The 17,684-nt window shown below is 55.8% G+C and carries 14 protein-coding genes; 4 read left to right on the top strand and 10 right to left on the bottom strand.

Going from position 1 to position 17,684, the window contains the following annotated elements; translation table 11 throughout:
- The first annotated feature begins 15 nt into the window (after positions 1-15).
- From AN476_RS16840 to AN476_RS16830, 3 genes are read left to right on the top strand one after another with little or no spacing between them, the layout of a single operon-like run.
- Positions 16-1,227, top strand: a complete 1,212-nt coding sequence (locus AN476_RS16840; protein WP_054462770.1) for a serine hydrolase — start codon at positions 16-18, stop codon at positions 1,225-1,227.
- The gene (locus AN476_RS16835; RefSeq protein ID WP_054462769.1) at positions 1,224-3,179 is read left to right on the top strand and encodes an acetoacetate--CoA ligase; all 1,956 of its coding nucleotides are present in this window, start codon (positions 1,224-1,226) and stop codon (positions 3,177-3,179) included. The genes AN476_RS16840 and AN476_RS16835 overlap by 4 nt, the downstream gene beginning before the upstream one ends.
- A 19-nt stretch (positions 3,180-3,198) precedes the next feature.
- Complete coding sequence (locus tag AN476_RS16830) at positions 3,199-4,062, top strand: acyl-CoA thioesterase II (RefSeq protein WP_054462768.1); 864 nt, start codon at positions 3,199-3,201, stop codon at positions 4,060-4,062.
- Between the two features lie 33 nt (positions 4,063-4,095).
- Here AN476_RS16830 and AN476_RS16825 read toward each other — a convergent pair whose 3' ends face one another.
- The 3 genes from AN476_RS16825 to AN476_RS16815 all read right to left on the bottom strand — a co-directional run bounded on the left by AN476_RS16825 (position 4,096) and on the right by AN476_RS16815 (position 8,821).
- On the bottom strand, positions 4,096-4,863 hold the full coding sequence (locus AN476_RS16825) for an SDR family oxidoreductase (RefSeq protein ID WP_054462767.1): 768 nt from the start codon (positions 4,861-4,863) through the stop codon (positions 4,096-4,098).
- Positions 4,864-5,089: 226 nt separating this feature from the next.
- Complete coding sequence (locus AN476_RS16820; protein ID WP_157063789.1) at positions 5,090-6,838, bottom strand: SulP family inorganic anion transporter; 1,749 nt, start codon at positions 6,836-6,838, stop codon at positions 5,090-5,092.
- Positions 6,839-7,600: 762 nt separating this feature from the next.
- Entirely contained in the window at positions 7,601-8,821 is a 1,221-nt protein-coding gene (locus AN476_RS16815) for an acyl-CoA dehydrogenase (RefSeq protein WP_054462766.1), read from the bottom strand.
- 110 nt (positions 8,822-8,931) lie between these two features.
- On the opposite strand from AN476_RS16815, the gene AN476_RS16810 reads away from it, so the two are divergent.
- Complete coding sequence (locus AN476_RS16810; protein WP_054462765.1) at positions 8,932-9,846, top strand: LysR family transcriptional regulator; 915 nt, start codon at positions 8,932-8,934, stop codon at positions 9,844-9,846.
- 94 nt (positions 9,847-9,940) lie between these two features.
- On the opposite strand, the gene phoB is transcribed toward AN476_RS16810, so the two are convergent.
- The 7 genes from phoB to AN476_RS16775 form a co-directional block, all read right to left on the bottom strand.
- A complete protein-coding gene (phoB, locus tag AN476_RS16805; protein WP_054462764.1) occupies positions 9,941-10,630 on the bottom strand; it encodes a phosphate regulon transcriptional regulator PhoB in 690 nt (229 codons plus the stop codon).
- A 3-nt stretch (positions 10,631-10,633) separates the two neighbouring features.
- On the bottom strand, positions 10,634-11,344 hold the full coding sequence (gene phoU / locus AN476_RS16800; RefSeq protein WP_054462763.1) for a phosphate signaling complex protein PhoU: 711 nt from the start codon (positions 11,342-11,344) through the stop codon (positions 10,634-10,636).
- 19 nt (positions 11,345-11,363) lie between these two features.
- Positions 11,364-12,161 carry a phosphate ABC transporter ATP-binding protein PstB gene (pstB, locus tag AN476_RS16795; RefSeq protein ID WP_054462762.1) on the bottom strand — a complete coding sequence of 266 codons (798 nt, stop codon included), beginning with the start codon at positions 12,159-12,161 and terminating at the stop codon, positions 11,364-11,366.
- A gap of 14 nt (positions 12,162-12,175) precedes the next feature.
- Entirely contained in the window at positions 12,176-13,528 is a 1,353-nt protein-coding gene (gene pstA, locus AN476_RS16790; RefSeq protein ID WP_054462761.1) for a phosphate ABC transporter permease PstA, read from the bottom strand.
- Positions 13,528-15,006: a phosphate ABC transporter permease subunit PstC gene (gene pstC / locus AN476_RS16785; RefSeq protein ID WP_054462834.1), complete on the bottom strand. Its 1,479-nt coding sequence runs from the start codon at positions 15,004-15,006 to the stop codon at positions 13,528-13,530. The genes pstA and pstC overlap by 1 nt, the downstream gene beginning before the upstream one ends.
- A 106-nt stretch (positions 15,007-15,112) precedes the next feature.
- The gene (locus AN476_RS16780) at positions 15,113-16,168 is read right to left on the bottom strand and encodes a substrate-binding domain-containing protein (RefSeq protein ID WP_054462760.1); all 1,056 of its coding nucleotides are present in this window, start codon (positions 16,166-16,168) and stop codon (positions 15,113-15,115) included.
- 414 nt (positions 16,169-16,582) lie between these two features.
- Positions 16,583-17,626, bottom strand: coding sequence for a cell wall metabolism sensor histidine kinase WalK (locus AN476_RS16775; RefSeq protein ID WP_054462759.1), 1,044 nt, complete (start codon positions 17,624-17,626; stop codon positions 16,583-16,585).
- Positions 17,627-17,684: the final 58 nt, after the last annotated feature.

Genomic DNA, 17,684 nt, shown 5'->3' with positions numbered 1-17,684 from the left:
GGGAGGGCAGAGGGCATGGACAAGACCCGGCTGGAAAACTTGAAGCATTGGCAGCAACGCTATGTGGATGAAAGAAAATATGCAGGAAGCTCGCTACTGATCAAACAGAGGGGGCAAGAGCAGTTTTTTCATGCGGCGGGGCGTCGAAACCTCGAAGAAAACCTCGACTTCACCCGTGATACCTTGGTGCGTATCTACTCCATGACCAAGCCAGTGACTTCGGTCGCGCTGATGATTTTGGCAGAAAAGGGGCTCTTTCATCTGGACGCACCTGTGTCAGATTTTATTCCAGAGTTTTCCGAGATGCAGGCGCTGATCCCCGGCGCCACCTCGATTGACCAGACCGAGCCCTCGCGATCCCCGACTTTGCACGAGTTGCTGACCCATACTGCCGGTCTTAGCTATCCCTTTAATCCTGGTGTTCTGTCGCAGGCGATGGATAAGGAACAGCTGATGTTTAAACCCAATCAGGGCGATTTGGGGAGGATGGTTGCGCATCTCGCAAGCTATCCTTTGGCCTTCCAACCAGGCAGCCGCTGGGAATACTCCGTCGCCATAGATGTGCTTGGACGCGTGGTAGAAGTTGTTTCAGGTCAATCCCTTGCCGCGTTTTTTGAAACTGAAATCTTCCAACCGCTCGGGATGGCAGAAACCGGGTTTCGGGTGCCCCGAGGGGCAGGCAATCGCTTTGCCTCGCTTTATACGCCGCTGTCAGGAGACGCCATGGCCCTGAACTCGGCCAAGACGGGCGGTGAAACGCTGCGCCTAACTGATCTTCATGGTGGATCGCCCTTTGAAACCGCTGACATGATGTCCGGTGGAGGGGGGCTGGTTGGCACCATTGATGACTATATGCTGTTTGCCGAGATGATCCGGCAAGGTGGGCGTGGCAAAGATGGATTTATCCTTTCTCCGAAAATTATTGATTTCATGACACAAAACCACCTTCCTGGCGATATTGCCTCCATGGGACCGCAGAGTTTTGCTGAACAACCTATGGAGGGCATGGGCTTTGGTCTGGGCGGCGCGGTTGTGCTGGATCCGGCACGTGCGCGGTGCCCTGGATCCATCGGTGACTTCAGCTGGGGCGGCATGGCGTCAACCTTCTTCTGGGTGGATCCCGTGCAGGATCTTTCGGTGGTTTTCTTCACACAGCTGGCGCCCTCCAGTTCCTATCCGGCCCGTGCCGAACTCAAAGCGCTGGTGCATGGAGCAGTATTGACATGAACGAACATCCAATTCTCTGGACCCCAAGTCCTGAACGCGCCCAGACCAGTCAACTGGCGGCCTATCAGGCCTGGTTGAAACAGACTAAGGGCCTGGCGTTTGACGACTACACAGCGCTTTGGACCTGGAGCACCACCGAGCTTGAAACTTTTTGGCAGTCAATCTGTGAATACTTCGACATCGAGTTTTCGGCCGAGGCTTCCACTGTCTTGGTGGAACGCAAGATGCCGGGGGCCAAATGGTTTCCGGGGGCCAGGCTCAACTGGGCTGAGAACATCCTGACCGGTCGCGGGGTTGAGGAGAAAAATCAGGCCCTTATCGTTCATTCCGAAACTTTTGGCCGCACCGAGATGAGCTGGCAGGAGCTGCGCGCACAGGTCGCCAGCCTGGCGGCGCATCTGCGTGATATGGGTGTCGGGCAGGGGGATCGGGTCGCGGCCATTCTGCCCAATACTGAATCCGCCATCATCGCCTGTCTGGCCGCGACCAGTCTTGGGGCGATCTGGTCGCTCTGCGCGCCGGATATGGGGCATGTCGCCATTTTGGACCGGTTTCGCCAGATCAAACCCAAGGTTCTGATTTATCAGGATAGCTATCTGCATGGCGGCAAATGCATCAGCCGCCGCGAGGAGATGGCCAGGGTCGTGGCGGATCTGCCCAGCCTTGAACAGAGTATCTATGTCCACTCCGGTGAAGATCCAGGCCCCAAGGGGGCTGTTGCCTGGGAGCAGCTGCTGGACCGCCCGGCAGAGTTGCGCTTTGCTCAGGTGGATTTTGATCACCCGCTCTGGATTGTCTATTCCTCGGGCACCACCGGAAACCCAAAGCCGATCGTACATGGTCATGGCGGTATCCTGCTGGAAGGTTCCAAGCAATCGCTGCATCTGGATCTGTCTCCAGGCAGTCGTTTTTGCTGGCTGACCTCCTCTGGCTGGGTGATGTGGAACCTGCAGCTGGGGGCCTTGGGGCAGGGCGCGACGGTTATGCTTTATGATCGTGCCCCTAACTACCCGGATATGTTGGATATCTGGCGTAGGGTAGCAGATGAAAAGATGACCTATTTTGGCGCCGGAGCTGCGTTCTTCACGGCCTGCGCCAAGGCGGGTATTGCGCCGCGGGCAGATTTGGACCTTTCCGCTTTGGTGTCCCTTGGCGCAACGGGCTCGCCGATGACTTCGGATGGGTATGACTGGGTCTACAGCTCGGTCAGCCCAGATATTTGGCTGGCGCCCCTGTCAGGTGGTACCGATTTTTGCGGTGCATTTGTTGGGGGCAATGTCATGCTACCGGTTCGAGCCGGTGAAATGCAGGCCCGTGCTCTGGGCAATGCCGTCCGGTCCTTTGACCCCTTTGGTGCCGAGCTGGTGGGTGAGGTTGGGGAGCTGGTTTGCACCGAACCTTTACCCTCTATGCCCTTGTTTTTTTGGGGAGATGAAGACGGATCGCGTCTACATGACAGCTATTTTGATACCTACCCTGGGATCTGGCGGCACGGGGATTGGATCTCTATCACCCCCGAAGGCGGCTCGGTCATTTATGGCCGATCCGATGCGACCATCAACCGTCGCGGATTGCGCCTGGGCTCATCGGAAATCTATCAGGCGGTTGAGGCGCTTCCGGAAATTCAGGACAGTCTGGTTGTCGATCTGGAGTTTCTCGGCAAGGACAGTTTTATGCCGCTCTTTGTGGTTCTGACCGAACCCGGCGGCCTGAATGACGCCTTGAAAGACCGGATCAAATCTTCGATCCGGCAGTTTGTTTCGGCGCGTTTTGTTCCGGATGAAATCATCGAAATTGCAGAAGTACCGCGGACCCTGTCTGGCAAAAAGCTGGAAGTCCCGGTTAAAAAACTGCTACTTGGGGGGGATCCTGAAAAGGTCGTGAACCGGGACTCGATGGTCAATCCGGATAGTTTTGATGTCTTCATCGCCTATGCCAATGATCGAAAATAGACTTAGAAAGATCTGCTAAATGACTGACGCCGGGAGCATTCTTCTCAATCTTCTCGACTTGGAAGAGCTAGATACCAATCTCTATCGCGGGATTGGATCAGGCGGAGAAACCCCCATGCGTATCTATGGGGGCCAGGTCATTGCCCAGGCCCTCACAGCGGCCTATGCCAGCGTTCCAGACCGTTTGTGTCACTCCTTGCATGCCTATTTCATCCGGCCAGGGGATCCAAGTAAGCCCGTCATTTACGAGGTGGACCCGGCGCGCGATGGTGGCAGCTTCACAACTCGCCGGGTTACGGCAATCCAGAATGGGCGTCAGATCCTGAACCTGGCGGCCTCCTTTCATCACCTTGAACAGGGCTGGGAGCATCAGCACCAAATGCCTGACGTGCCACCGCCTGACGGCTTGTTGTCCCGCGATGCGGTGCATCGGCAAAATGTGCACCGGATCGCAGAGGAGCACAGGGCTGAATTCACCCGGCCGCGGCCCTTTGAAATCCGTGATATTGAACCACGCGATCCGCTCAATCCTGATAAAACAAGTGATATCAATCATATGTGGATCAGAATGGAGGCTGCCAAAGGGGCAGGGCCGCAGTTGCAACATGTGCTGATGGCCTATGCTTCTGACTTTGGCCTGCTTGGGTCAGCACTGCGTCCGCATGGGCTGACCTGGTACAAGCCTGAAGCCATGACGGCGAGCCTGGATCATGCCATGTGGTTTCATGCTCCGGTGCAATTTGATCAATGGCACCTGTATACGATGGATTCTCCCTTTGGCGGCGGAGGCCGTGGTTTTAACCGTGGCTCTATCTATACGCAGGATGGCCAGTTGGTTGCCAGTGTCGCGCAGGAAGGTCTGATGCGGCCCATCAAACGATAGGCCGCGATCTGGCGGCTTGGTATTGGTTCAGCTTTAAAACCCGCCGAACCGCTCTCGCAGCTTTTGCATACCGGCAATCCAACGCCCATAATTTGATGCCTTGGCCTGCATGTATTCTTTTACCTGTGGATGCGGTAGAACGAGGAACTCTTTGTTTTCAATTGCCTTCACGCAGTAGTCTGCAACCAGATCAGGTTCCAGCATGCCATCCAAACTGGCGACGCTGTCTTCAAAACCTCTGGTCATTTCAGATCGCACCGCCTGGGGGCAAAGGACGGAAACCCCAAGCCCTTGATCACCATAGGTGATCGCCAGCCATTCCGCGAAACCGACAGCAGCATGTTTGGTCACCCCATAAGGCGCGGCGCCAATCTGATTGAGCAGCCCCGCTGCAGACGCGGTGTTAAGCATATAGCCGCCACCACGTTTCATCATCAGGGGAACCAGATGTCGCGCCGCCCAGACATGAGACATCACATTAATATCCCAAATCTTTTGCCATTCCTCATTGGCCACTTCAAAGCCACCCAGGGTAAGTATCCCGGCGTTCGAGCAGAACAGATCGATTGGGGCGATGCTGTCCTCGACGGTATCGATCAGCGCCTTGATACTGTCCTCACTGCGCGCATCCAGATGCAGCGCAACACCACCGATATGCGCAGCCGTTACCTTTGCCGCGTCCAAGTCAATATCGGCACAGATCACATGGGCGGCTCCCAGATCTGCAAACTTCTGCGCTAGGCCTTTGCCAATGCCATGAGCGGCGCCGGTTACAACGATACAACTGCCTTTGATATCCATTTCTGTCGCCTTGTCCCTGTATTTGTTGAGGAAAGGCTACTTGGCTTTGTTGCATCTGCCAATCCAGGGTGACGGAACGGAATATCAATATAATACATAATACATATTATAGGAAAAAGGAATTTCCTCCGGCGCGCGCTACCCTCAACTGGGGCTCTTACTAGGAAACAGTCGTTTATCTAGAAAGTCGCACTTATCGTATCGCTCAGACTTGTCGTGTCTCCAACTACGGATCGCTCAGTGAGGTAAGTTTTTGGAAGGCACAGTTCTGAGACAGAAAGACCTCACCCGTAAGATCTTGCAGCAAATGGCTCCGTTTCAGTCGGTCCATGACCGGGCCTTTTACTTCTGACAGATGCAACCTGATCCCCAGATCTGAAAGCTGGTGATTGATCGCCTCCAGGGATTCCAAAGCGCTGAGGTCGATCTCGTTCACAGCGGAACACATCAACACAACATGACGCAGTTCACCTTTGCCCTGATGTACGCGTTCCAGGATCAGCTCCTCCATTCGCCGTGCATTGGCGAAATACAGGCTTTCGTCAATCCGCAGCGTCACCAGTGCCGGATTGGTCAGAACCTGATGGCGATCGATGTTTCTGAAATGCTCGCTGCCAGGCACCTGCCCGACCTCCGCCACATGCGGCCGTGAGGTCTTCCATAGAAACAGTGCAATCGAGGTCGCGACACCGGCGCCGACGCCGATTTCCACCCCAAGCAGCAGGGTCAGAACGACAGTGATAAAGACCGCAGCAAAATCTGCCCGCGAATAGGCCCAGGCGGTTTTAAGGATAGAGAGATCGACGAGCGACAGGACTGCCACGATAATGGTCGCTGCCAGGGTGGCTGTCGGCAAGAAATATAGGTATGGTGTCAAATAGATAGCGGCAAAAGTCAAACCTATCGCAGTGAGCGCGCCCGCGGCTGGCGTACGGGCTCCGGCATCGAAGTTTACCACGGATCTGGCAAAACCACCTGTGACTGCATAGCCCCCGGACAAGGCAGAGGCGATATTCGCTGCACCCAGGGCGGTAAGCTCCTGGTTTGGATCAATTTTCTGACGTCTCTTTGCAGCCAATGTCTGGGCCACAGAGACGCTTTCGACATAGCCGATGATGGTGATCAACACAGCAGGTCCAATAAGGGCGGTCAAGAATGAACTGTTCAGCTGCGGCAGCCCCAAAGGTGGCAAACCTGTAGGAACCCTACCCACCACGGAAACCCCAAAAGAGGGTAAATCAGCGGCCCAGGACAGTGCAATGGTGCCTATGACCGCAAAGACCGGACCGATGCGAACCAGGGTTCCAGCCATCTGTTTGGACATGTTCAGCTTGGTTTGCAGCAAATCGGACAGCCCGCGCCGCAGCCAAAACAAAAAGGCCAGGACCGCCAGACCAAGAAGCAGCGTGATAAGATTCACTTGCCCCATCCCCTGCCCCAATGATCCCAGAATTTCGATCAGAGTGTGACCCGAAGCTTTGATGCCCAGAATGTGTTTGGCTTGGCTCACGGCGATCAACACACCCGAGGCGGTGATGAACCCCGCGATGACCGGATGGGACAGCAAGTTTGCAATCACGCCCAGTTTCAGCGCCCCCATTGCCACCAGCAGAATGCCGGACATGAGGGCCAGAACCGAGGAGGCCGCGACATAGTCCGATACCGTCTCCAGACCGAGTTTGGCTAAAGCCGAGGCCGACATTAGCGAGACAACTGCAACAGGCCCTACGGCCAGGACCCGCGAGGTGCCAAAAATAGCATAGGCGACAAGTGGCAGGATTGACGCATAGAGCCCAACCTCTGCGGGAAGGCCCGCAAGCAGAGCGTAGGCCAAAGACTGAGGGATGAGCATGATGGTGACAATCACCGCAGCGGTGACGTCCCCCCCCAGGTCCTGGCGATTGTATGCGGCGCCCCAGTTCAGGATGGGAAACAGTCGTTGCCATTGAGGCTTTGCCAAGAGTGTTTTCATCATCAAAGCCTTCTCAAATTCCATCCCCAAAAGGGCCGCGGATGTTTACATATTCACTTATGTATATGTATATTGGGGAGAGTAAACCCCTTGAGCTTTGGCAATTACTAAAAGAGCCTTTACCTGCCATAGAAGTCGGGTTAAATTACTGTAAACATGTGACTTTGTAGGGCGGTGAGGTGAAGTTCGAGCCTTCATCTTGCGAATTTGCGTGGGCATAAATGCAGGATCATGGGCCTATTTTTGCAAAGCAAACCTCCGCAGGACGCTTGGTCCCTAGTCGCCTGCCCAGATGCGTTGCGCTGGCGCATGACACCCTGCCCTAAACCGCCTCAAAATCGATTTTGCACAATTTGCTTTACTCACACCACAACTAGCCCTGGGCTTTGCAGAAACGCAGGGCCCATGCTTGCTTCGGTAACGACTTCAACACAGCCCAAGTCAAGAGCTTGGCTTGCTGAGTACCCAATTCACCCACTTGTTTTATACCTGTTTCGCGTTTTCCCAAGCGCAGCCGGGCCAAGAACTGATCGCAAGTTGTTAAGACTTTAGGATCCAAAGGAGGGTGTTTTCACCCATGATCTGTGCCGATTTACCTTGCACGCATGCCCTAATGATAAGGGGAAACCATAGAAATGCAAAATTGCATGACTGTATTGCAGAAATTCCTGTTCGAAACAAAAATGGGCGAAGAGGATTTTCTCCCCCCTCGCCCAGATCTATGACCAAAACAGGTTTGGCCTTAGAGATTTTTTGCGGCGCTTCTTAGAAAAACGCCTGCAAACCGGTTTGCGCCCGCCCAAGGATTAAGGCGTGGACGTCATGTGTGCCCTCGTAGGTGTTAACGGTTTCAAGGTTCACCATATGGCGAATGACGTTGAATTCCAGGCTGATGCCATTGCCGCCATGCATGTCGCGGGCGTTGCGGGCGATTTCCAGGGCTTTGCCACAGTTGTTGCGCTTGACGATGGAAATCATTTCTGGTGCCGCGTTGGCTTCATCCATCAGGCGGCCTACTCGCAGCGATGCCTGCAATCCAAGGGTGATTTCGGTTTGCATATTGGCGAGCTTCAACTGGAACAATTGGGTGTTGGCCAGCGGGCGCCCAAACTGAGTGCGGTCCAATCCATATTGGCGCGCCGCGTGCCAGCAAGCTTCGGCAGCCCCCATGGCGCCCCAGCTGATGCCATAGCGTGCTCGGTTCAAACAGCCAAAGGGACCTTTTAGCCCCTGAACATGTGGCAGCAGGGCATCGTCCCCCACTTCGACACCGTCCATGACGATTTCACCGGTGATCGAGGCGCGCAGCGACGCTTTGTTCTGGATCTTGGGAGCCGAAAGACCCTTCATGCCTTTTTCCAGCACAAAGCCACGGATCTTGCCACCATGTTCGTCAGATTTTGCCCAAACAACAAAGACATCCGCGATTGGCGCGTTAGAGATCCACATCTTTGAGCCGGTCAGCTTGTAGCCGGTCGCGGTCTTTTCGGCGCGGGTTTTCATGCCGGCGGGGTCAGAACCTGCATCGGGCTCGGTCAAACCAAAACAGCCAATCCATTCGCCCGAGGCCAATTTAGGCAGGTATTTCTGGCGTTGCTCTTCGCTGCCATAGGCATAGATTGGATACATCACCAGCGAGCTTTGGACCGACATCATCGACCGATAACCGCTGTCGACGCGTTCTACTTCACGAGCCACAAGACCATAGGAGACATAGCCGCCGCCCAATCCACCGTATTCCTCGGGGATGGTGGTGCCCAAGAGGCCCATTTCACCCATTTCCCGAAAAATCTCTGGATCGGTTTCTTCGTTTTCATAGGCCGCTGTCACCCGGGGCTGCAGCTTTTCCTGCGCATAGGCTCGAGCCGAGGCGGTAATCATCCGCTCATCTTCGGTAAGCTGATCATCCATGCGCAGAGGATCTTCCCAGGTAAAGCTTCCCAGATCAGGTGCATCTTTGGCGCGCAGGCTTGGCTTATCAGTCATTGTTGTATCCTCGACATTGGATGGAAGGGCATATGTTGCCCAATGATTAACCAATGGAGGGCGAAAAAAACAGCGAGACTTTGGCACTCAAACATGAGTAAACCTCATACATGCAACATCCGCGCCGATTCCTGCCCTCGATCTCTGCCTTACGTGCTTTGGAAGCGCTTGACCGCCTGGGCAGCGCCTCTGCCGCGGCTGAGGAATTATGCCTGACCCAAGGGGCTGTGAGCAGACAATTGCAATCTCTTGAGGCCCAGCTGGGGGTGTCTCTGGTGCGGCGGGATCGCAAGAAGCTGCATCTCACACCAGAGGCCCAAACCTATGCCGGCGAAATCCGCGAAGCGTTGGAGAAGATCACGCAGTCCACCCTTCGGGTGCAAACCGCTCCGATGGCGGGCACGCTGAATCTGGCGATACTGCCGGCCTTTGGGATGCGCTGGTTGATGCCACGTCTCCCAGAATTTTCCCGCCGTCATCCGGATATCACCATCAATATGACCACCCGGTTACAAACCTTTAGTTTTGGCAGCGAACCAATTGATGCAGCGATACATTTTGGAAACGCCGATTGGCCAGGCACCGACTCCCTTCTGCTCAAGAGCGAGCAGCTCCTGCCGGTATGCAGCCCGGAATTGGTGTCGATCGGCACCTATCTGCCGCCGCAACAGATCCTGAACATGCCGCTGCTTCACATCCAGACCCGGCCAAAGGCCTGGCAGGATTGGTTTGAAATGCAGGGAGTCGCGACCGACCCGCAGGCTTTGGGCGGAACAATGTATGATCAATTCTCAACCATTACTCAGGCGGCGCAACACGGGCTTGGGGTGGCCTTGATGCCCGACTATCTGGTGGAACAGGATATCGCCACCGGACGACTGGCCGCCCTGCAGCCCAGGCCAACCGAGGCCGCAGGCGCCTACTACCTGGTTTGGCCCAAAAACAAATCGCGGGATCCGGCGCTGACAAAACTCCGTCATTGGCTGGAGGGGCAAGCCCAGCCCGAAGACCCATTGCCGCGTTAGCGCGCCTGACTGGGTCTGGGAAAACCTGACAACAAAAAGGGCGCCTCCTGAGGGCGCCCTTTTGCTTAACCTTGCTGGCGGCACCCAAGGGGCCCTAGCCCAGTGCGTAACCTGCCCCGCGCACGGTTCGCACGGGATCACTGCCGCCAAACTGTGTCAGGGCCTTGCGCAGACGGCCGATATGGACATCAACCGTGCGGGTGTCGACATAGATGTCGCGTCCCCAAACCCGGTCCAGCAATTGTTCGCGGCTCCAAACCCGGCCCGGTTTCTCCATAAAGGTGGAAAGCAGGCGGAACTCAGTTGGTCCCAGTTTCAGGGCATTTTCAGAACGGCTGACCTTATGGGTTTCGGCATCCAAAATGATGTCATCAAACTCCAAACGAACCCCAACGGTTGAGGGACGCACCCGGCGCAGTTGGGTCCGGACCCGTGCCATAAGCTCGATCACGGAATAGGGTTTGACCACATAGTCATCCGCCCCGGTCTCCAGCCCGCGCACCTTGTCGACTTCTTCTGACCGGGCAGAGAGCATGATGATGGGGATGTTGCGTGTCTCGGCGCGGGTCTTGAGACGGCGACACACCTCAATCCCGCTCAGATTGGGCATCATCCAGTCCAGAACGATGATGTCGGGCATATCTTCTTCGACAAGCAGCAGCCCCTCTTCCCCGTTTTCAGCGCGGATAACACGAAAGCCATCAGCCTCCAGGTTATAGGCGAGCACTTCACGCTGAGCCAGTTCATCTTCGATGATCAGAACCGTAGGCTGATCAGCAGTCATGGATCAAACCTCCTCGGCCGTCGTTGAGGTCATATCCGCCTTGGGGCGTTCGTCCTCGGGACGGTTTCCGGTGACCAGGTAGATCAGCTCTTCCGCGATGGAGGTGACGTGATCTCCCATACGTTCGATATTTTTGGCGATAAAGTGCAGGTGCATACAGGCCGTGATATTGCGCGGATCTTCCATCATATGGGTCAGGAATTCACGGAACAGGGCATTATACATCTGGTCGACTTCTTGGTCACGAATGATCACATCTGCGGCCAATTCAGTATCGCGCTGAATATAGGCATCCAGCGCATCCTTGAGCATCAGCTCAACTTCGCGGGCCATGCGGCGCAGCGCGGAAGAGCTGTCAGTGCTATCGTGCCATTGGACCAAGACGCCGGTACGCTTGGCAATGTTTTTGGAGTAATCGCCGATACGCTCCAGGTTCCCGGCGATTTTCATCACCGAAAGCACCACCCGCAGATCGACCGCCGCAGGGGCACGGGTTGCGATAACGCGGGCGGAGTCTTCGTTGATCATCTCTTCCAGACCATCAATGGCCTGATCGCGTTTGCGCACCTGTTGCGCCAGCTCCTCGTCCCGGGTTTCCAAAGCGCGCGCGGAATCGACGATAGCTGCTTCAACCAAACCGCCCATCTTCATGATCTGGGCTTGAATGGCTTCTAGATCCCGATCAAAGGCGGAGGCAATATGTTGTTCTACCATGGTATTTTCCTTCGTGGGATCAGCCGATACGGCCGGTGATATAGCTTTCGGTGCGCGGATCGTCTGGGTTGGTAAAGATCTGGCCGGTGGGGCCAAATTCAACCAGATTTCCGAGATGGAAAAAGGCCGTTTTCTGACTGACACGCGCCGCCTGTTGCATCGAGTGGGTCACAATCACCACGGAATAGTTTGCCCGCAATTCGTCGATCAATTCCTCAACCTGGGCCGTGGCGATGGGATCAAGCGCCGAACAGGGCTCATCCATCAGCAAGACTTCAGGTTCGGTGGCAATGGCACGGGCAATGCAAAGACGCTGCTGTTGGCCGCCAGAAAGGCCAGTGCCGGGCGCATGGAGCCTGTCCTTCACCTCTTCCCAGATTGCCGCGCGGCGCAGGGATTTTTCAACGATTTCATCCAACTCTGCCTTGTTGCGGGACAGACCGTGGATCCGCGGCCCATAGGCAACATTGTCGTAGATCGACTTGGGGAAGGGATTTGGCTTTTGAAATACCATTCCAACGCGGGCCCGCAATTGCACCGGATCGACCCGTTTGTCATAGATGTCTTCGCCATCCAGCAGGATATCTCCGGTGACGCGGCAGACATCAATCGTGTCGTTCATCCGGTTGATACAGCGCAGGAATGTGGATTTCCCGCAACCGGATGGGCCGATAAAGGCCGTGACGGTGTTGGCGTCAATCTCGACATTCACGTCCTTGATGGCATGACTGTCACCATAATAGACGTTCACGTCCCGTGCAGCGATCTTGGTGGTCTTGGTGTCCAAGTTTTTATCCAACATATTCATAGTGTTCATTTCCTCACCTCCGGCTACCAGCGGCGCTCAAAGCGACGGCGCAGTATAACGGCCACCGTATTCATGGTTACAAGAAAGATAAGTAGGACGATAATCCCGCCCCAGGCGCGTTCATAAAAGGCAGGGTCGGCACGTTTGGCCCATTCATAGATTTGGGCGGGCATTGCAGAGTTTGGCGACAAAAGCCCTTCACCGATAGTCGAGGGCGCGTTAGAGGCGATAAAGCCCACCATGCCGATTAACAACAGCGGCGCGGTTTCTCCCAGAGCCTGTGCCAGGCCGATGATTGTGCCGGTGAGAATGCCGGGAGCTGCCAGTGGCAGGACATGGTGAAACACCGATTGCATCTTGGAGGCCCCTACCCCCAGAGCCGCGTCACGGATAGACGGTGGAACCGCCTTTAGGGCTGCCCGGGTTGAGATGATGATCGTTGGCAGTGTCATCAAGGTCAGAACCAAGCCACCAACCAGAGGTGCCGACATCGGCAGATGCATGTAGTTGATGAAAACAGCCAGACCCAGGATACCATATACAATTGAGGGCACAGCTGCGAGATTTGCAATATTCACCTCGATCACATCGGTGATCCAGTTTTTGGGTGCAAACTCTTCCAGGTAGATCGATGCAGCCACCCCAATAGGCAGCGCCAGCGCCAGGACAACCAGCATCATGAAGAAGGAACCAAGCATGGAAACCCCCATGCCAGCCGCTTCCGGCCGCTGATCCGAGGCATCAGCACCAGTGATGAAGTCAAGATTGAAGGTCTTCTCAATCACACCGGCGGCAACCAGCGCATCGACCAGGTCCAATTGCTCTGGCGAGATGTTCTTGTCGTTTTCGATGCTGTCCCGCGAGACCCGACCTTTGAGGTAACCGTCTACACGGCTTTGGGCCAGAAAGCGGAACTCGATCGTTTCTCCGATCTTCTCAGGATTGGCCAGAACATAGGCGCGCAGCTGCGCCACCGCATTCTTGGACAACAGGCCAGCCATATGTTTGGATTTGAGGCTGGTCTCGATGCCTAGATCCGCAACGGCCGTCTGCATGGCAGATTTGATCAAGGGGGCATAGCCAAAGGTGGTTACGCGTTTGATGTCTTCGATATTCCGCTCACCATTCTTGTCCAGCTTGCTCTCCAGCAGTTCGACATTCACGGTGATGAATGTCTGCTGAAAAGCACCGGTGCCACGGCCAAAGATCGTCGTGACCAGCACCAAAAGCATCACCAGACCAATACCAATGGCGGCAATGCCATAGGCCTTGAAGCGCGCTTCTGCAGAGTTACGTTTGATGGTTCTTTTGGACTGGGTCAGCAGCGAGTTCTGCGCCACAGCCGGTTGATCCGGGGTTGGGCTAAAATCGGTCATTAGTCGTACTGCTCCCGATATTTGCGCACGATATAGAGCGCCAGGACATTGAGGCCCAGTGTGAGGACAAAGAGGGAAAGCCCGAGGGCAAAGGCAACCAGCGTTTCGGGGCTGGCAAAATCGGTGTCACCGGTCAACTGGCTGACAACGCGTGTGGTGATTGTGGTCATTGATTCAAAGGGGTTGGCCGAAAACTTGGCAATCGCCCCGGCCCCCATCACAACGATCATCGTCTCGCCAATTGCGCGCGACGCCGCCAGCAGGATGGCTCCAACGATGCCTGGTAGCGCCGCTGGCAGAACCACCTGACGAATGGTTTCCGAAGGCGTTGCGCCAAGCCCAAGCGAGCCATCGCGCAGAGACTGTGGCACCGCGTTGATGATGTCATCCGACAGTGAGGACACAAAGGGGATCAGCATGATGCCCATCACCACCCCTGCGGTCAGCACCGAGGTCGCTCCGGTCATCCAGGAAAGCCCCAGAATGCCGTTGTCACCCTGACCAAAAAGTTTGAGCAACAGCGGCCCAACAGTGAGCAGTGCAAAGAGACCATAAACGATGGTCGGAATGCCGGCCAGGATCTCCAGCAAGGGTTTGGCAAAGGAGCGCACCGCTGGGCTGGCGTATTCTGACAGGTAGATCGCTGCAAACAGGCCAACAGGGACCGCGACGAGCAGCGCAATGGCGGAAATATAGAGTGTTCCCCAAAGCAGTGGCAGAATCGACAGCTCGCTGTCGCCGCGGAAGTTGGGCGCCCATGTGCTGCCAAAGAAGAAATCGGTCCAGGCATGCAAGCCAAAGAAATTCACGGTCTCAAACAGCATCGACAATACGATACCGATTGTGGTGAGGATCGCCAGGGAGGCGGCCAGGATCAACAGGGCGAGAACCCCGCGCTCAACCACATTACGCGCACGAAAGTCCTTGTGGGTGCGGCGAATGGACAGGCCAAAGCCGACCACAGCCAGAAGCAGGCAAACAAGGGTCATCGCGTTGCCCCCTGTGCGCGACAGCTGCCGATATTGCTGCGCGGCCTCCAGAACTTCAGGGCGGACTTCGGATCCCAGAGCGACCCCGACCGAGCCCAGAAGCGCGCGAACATCACTTGTCGACGCGTCCAGGCTCCGGGCCTCTTGCTGGGTCATAACGTTCTGCAAAACGGCCTCATCCAACCCTTCGGCCAGACGGCGTACATCGCTCATTACCAAGCCAACGCTGGTGCTCTCGGGGATCAGTTCCTGGGGGATCAGACCGGAAACCCGGTTTTCAATCAGCAGAGGCTGCGCCAGGAGCCAGACCATCAGCGTCAGCAGGGCTGGAATGGCGATGCTCATGGCGACATTTGCGCCGTAGTAGACGGGCAGAGAGTGCAAATGGCGCGGGTTCCCCTGCGCCGAGGCCAAGGCGCGTCGGCGCCCAAACCAAAAGCCAAGCGCTGTAAGCGCCAGCAAAACAACGACAAGCCAGAATAGTGGCATCAAAAGCTCCGGTGTGACAGCAGCGAAAAAGACGGGCTGGATCTGGTCCAGAAACACGACTGGGGCGGATGATCCGCCCCAGCCAATTGCGATATGCTGGGGGCTCTTAGGAGTTGCCGCCCATGGTGGCTTCATTGGCAACCGCGTCCTGAGTCTGGCTCAGTTCTGGGTCGGCAACCAGGCCGTATTCGGACAGTGGGCCATCGGGGCCGGCAACCTCATCAGAGATGAAGAATTCAGCGTATTCTTTCAGGCCAGGGATCACGCCGATGTGGGCTTTCTTCACGTAGAAGAACAGTGGACGCGACACAGGGTATTCACCGGTGGCGATGCTCTCAGTCGAAGGAACGATACCGGACATGGTTGCAACCTGCAGTTTGTCGGTGTTGTTCTCGTAGAAGGCCAGACCAAAGACGCCGATACCGTCTTTGTTGCTCTCGATGCGGGCCAGGGTCTCGGTGTAGTCGCCGTCGATGTCGACAGAAACGCCATCGGTGCGCAGAGCGATACAGGCTTTTTCAGCTGCTTTTTTCTGGGCTTTAGGCGTGTCACCAGCGGCATGGGCCAGCAGGTGCTCGAATGCGCCGGTGGCTTCACAGCCTGCCAGGATCACTTTGTCTTCAAACACTTCACGGGTGCCGTGCTTGGTGCCTGGGATAAAGGCCTGGATATCCTGAGCGGGGAAGGACGCGTTCACGTCAGCCCAGGTCTTGTTTGGGTTTGGAACCATTTTGCCGTCAACCAGGATCTCGTCGGACAGAGCCAGGAACCAGTCGGTTGGGGTATAGGCAAATTCATTGCCCTTGATGTCAGAGGCAAAAACGATGCCATCATAGCCGATGCGCACTTCGATGATGTCGGTGACACCGTTTTCGGCGCAGGCTTTGATTTCTTTTTCCTTTATGGCGCGCGAAGCATTGGCAACGTCGATGGTGTTTTCGCCAACGCCTTCACAGAAACGCTTCAGACCAGCAGAAGAGCCGCCGGATTCAACAACAGGTGTTGGGAAGTCGAAGTTTTCACCGAAGGCTTCGGCTACGATGGAAGCATAGGGAAGAACAGTCGAAGAACCTGCAACCTGAACCTGGTCACGTGCGGTGGCAGCAGTCGCAGTGGCAGCAGCAATTGTCAGGGCAGAAGCGGTCAGTTTCACAAAGGACATGGGTGTCTCCATGAGAGATTAAGATGTGAGACCATCTCGTGATGATCATGCGCTCCTCCTAAGAGGCGGACATGAGGCTTTTGTGACGCCTATGTAACAGGCGTGTGACAAAGTGGGGATTATGACGAATTTTGTCACAAAACCAGCCCCGATATTAACCTCTTTGCCGCCAACCTCAAAAAACCGGGGGTTCCTAAACGGGCTTTGGCAGGGTCATTTGCTCATCTTGGCCTGCGGGGGTGGATGCGCTGAGCGTGAGACCTCAAAGATCTGCGATTTTGGCAAAGGACACCGGCGGCCTTCTGAGTCAGAACAGGGGATCGGCGCTGCACCCGTCAGCAACACTTGTTCAAGGTGGAATGTGAAATGGGCGTGGTCAAGCCAAGTCAGATGCGACCAAGTCAGGCTGAGTCATCAGGTCAGGGGAAGAGTGACAGCAAAACAGGTTCCCGTTCCCAGCTCGCTCTCCACCTTTAGTCGGCCGCGATGGCGATTGATGATATGTTTGACGATGGCCAGCCCCAATCCGGTTCCGCCCATCTCACGCGAGCGGTGACTGTCGGCGCGATAAAACCGCTCTGTCAGCCGTGGCAAGTGAATCGGATCAATACCGGGGCCATTGTCGATGACCCGAACCCGAACCGCTGCGCTACGCAGGGATGGGTCACGCTCCAGCAGTTCCACGGTCATTTCGACCTCGTTGCCGCCATATTTAATCGCGTTTTCCACCAGGTTGATAAAGACCTGCAACAATTGATCGGGATCACCGATGATCATAACTGGATCAAGGGGCGGGGCGAACTTGAGTGTGACTTTGCCCGCTTCGGCAAGCGGCTGCATGGTTTTCAGCGTCGAGGCCAGATGCGCCACCAGATCCATCTCTTCGCGCGGGCGAATACGCTCTTTGCTCTCAACGCGATTGAGAGACAAGAGATCGCCCACTAAGCGATTCATCCGGCTGGCCTCTGCCTCCATGATCGACAGAAAACGATCCCGCGCGTCAGCATCATCGCGCGCCGCGCCCCGTAGGGTTTCAATAAATCCCATCAGTGCGGTGAGCGGTGTGCGCAATTCATGGCTGACATTGGCAACAAAATCCCGGCGCATCTGATTGGCTTGCTCGCGTTCGGTGACATCGGTGAAGCTGACCAGCACCGCCCCTCCCTCAACCGCGCCAATACCGCCGACATAGCGCAGTGACACCTCATAGGTGGTATCCTGCGCCCCATCGTTGGACAGATGCCGGGCGGTCCGATTGCCGCGATCCTCCAGACATTTTTCAATGGCTCCGGCCACATTGGGCTGGCGCAGGATGGTGGCAAAATGGCGCCCCATGATCTGGGCGCCAAGCAGTTCGAGCGCAAGCCTATTGGCACCGATGAACCGTTCGGTCTGGTCCACCAGGACACTCGCCTGAGGCATAGCCTCAAGAAAACCTGCGATCACCTCTTGTTTCATACCCGGACCTCCACCTGTGATTCAGCTCTCCTAACAGGCGAATGTAAACGCCATATGG

The sequence above is a fragment of the Phaeobacter sp. 11ANDIMAR09 genome (assembly GCF_001294455.1).
Taxonomy (GTDB): Bacteria; Pseudomonadota; Alphaproteobacteria; order Rhodobacterales; family Rhodobacteraceae; genus Pseudophaeobacter.
The sequence above is the reverse complement of the archived record's forward strand: the minus strand, read 5'-3'. Positions and strand labels throughout refer to the sequence as shown.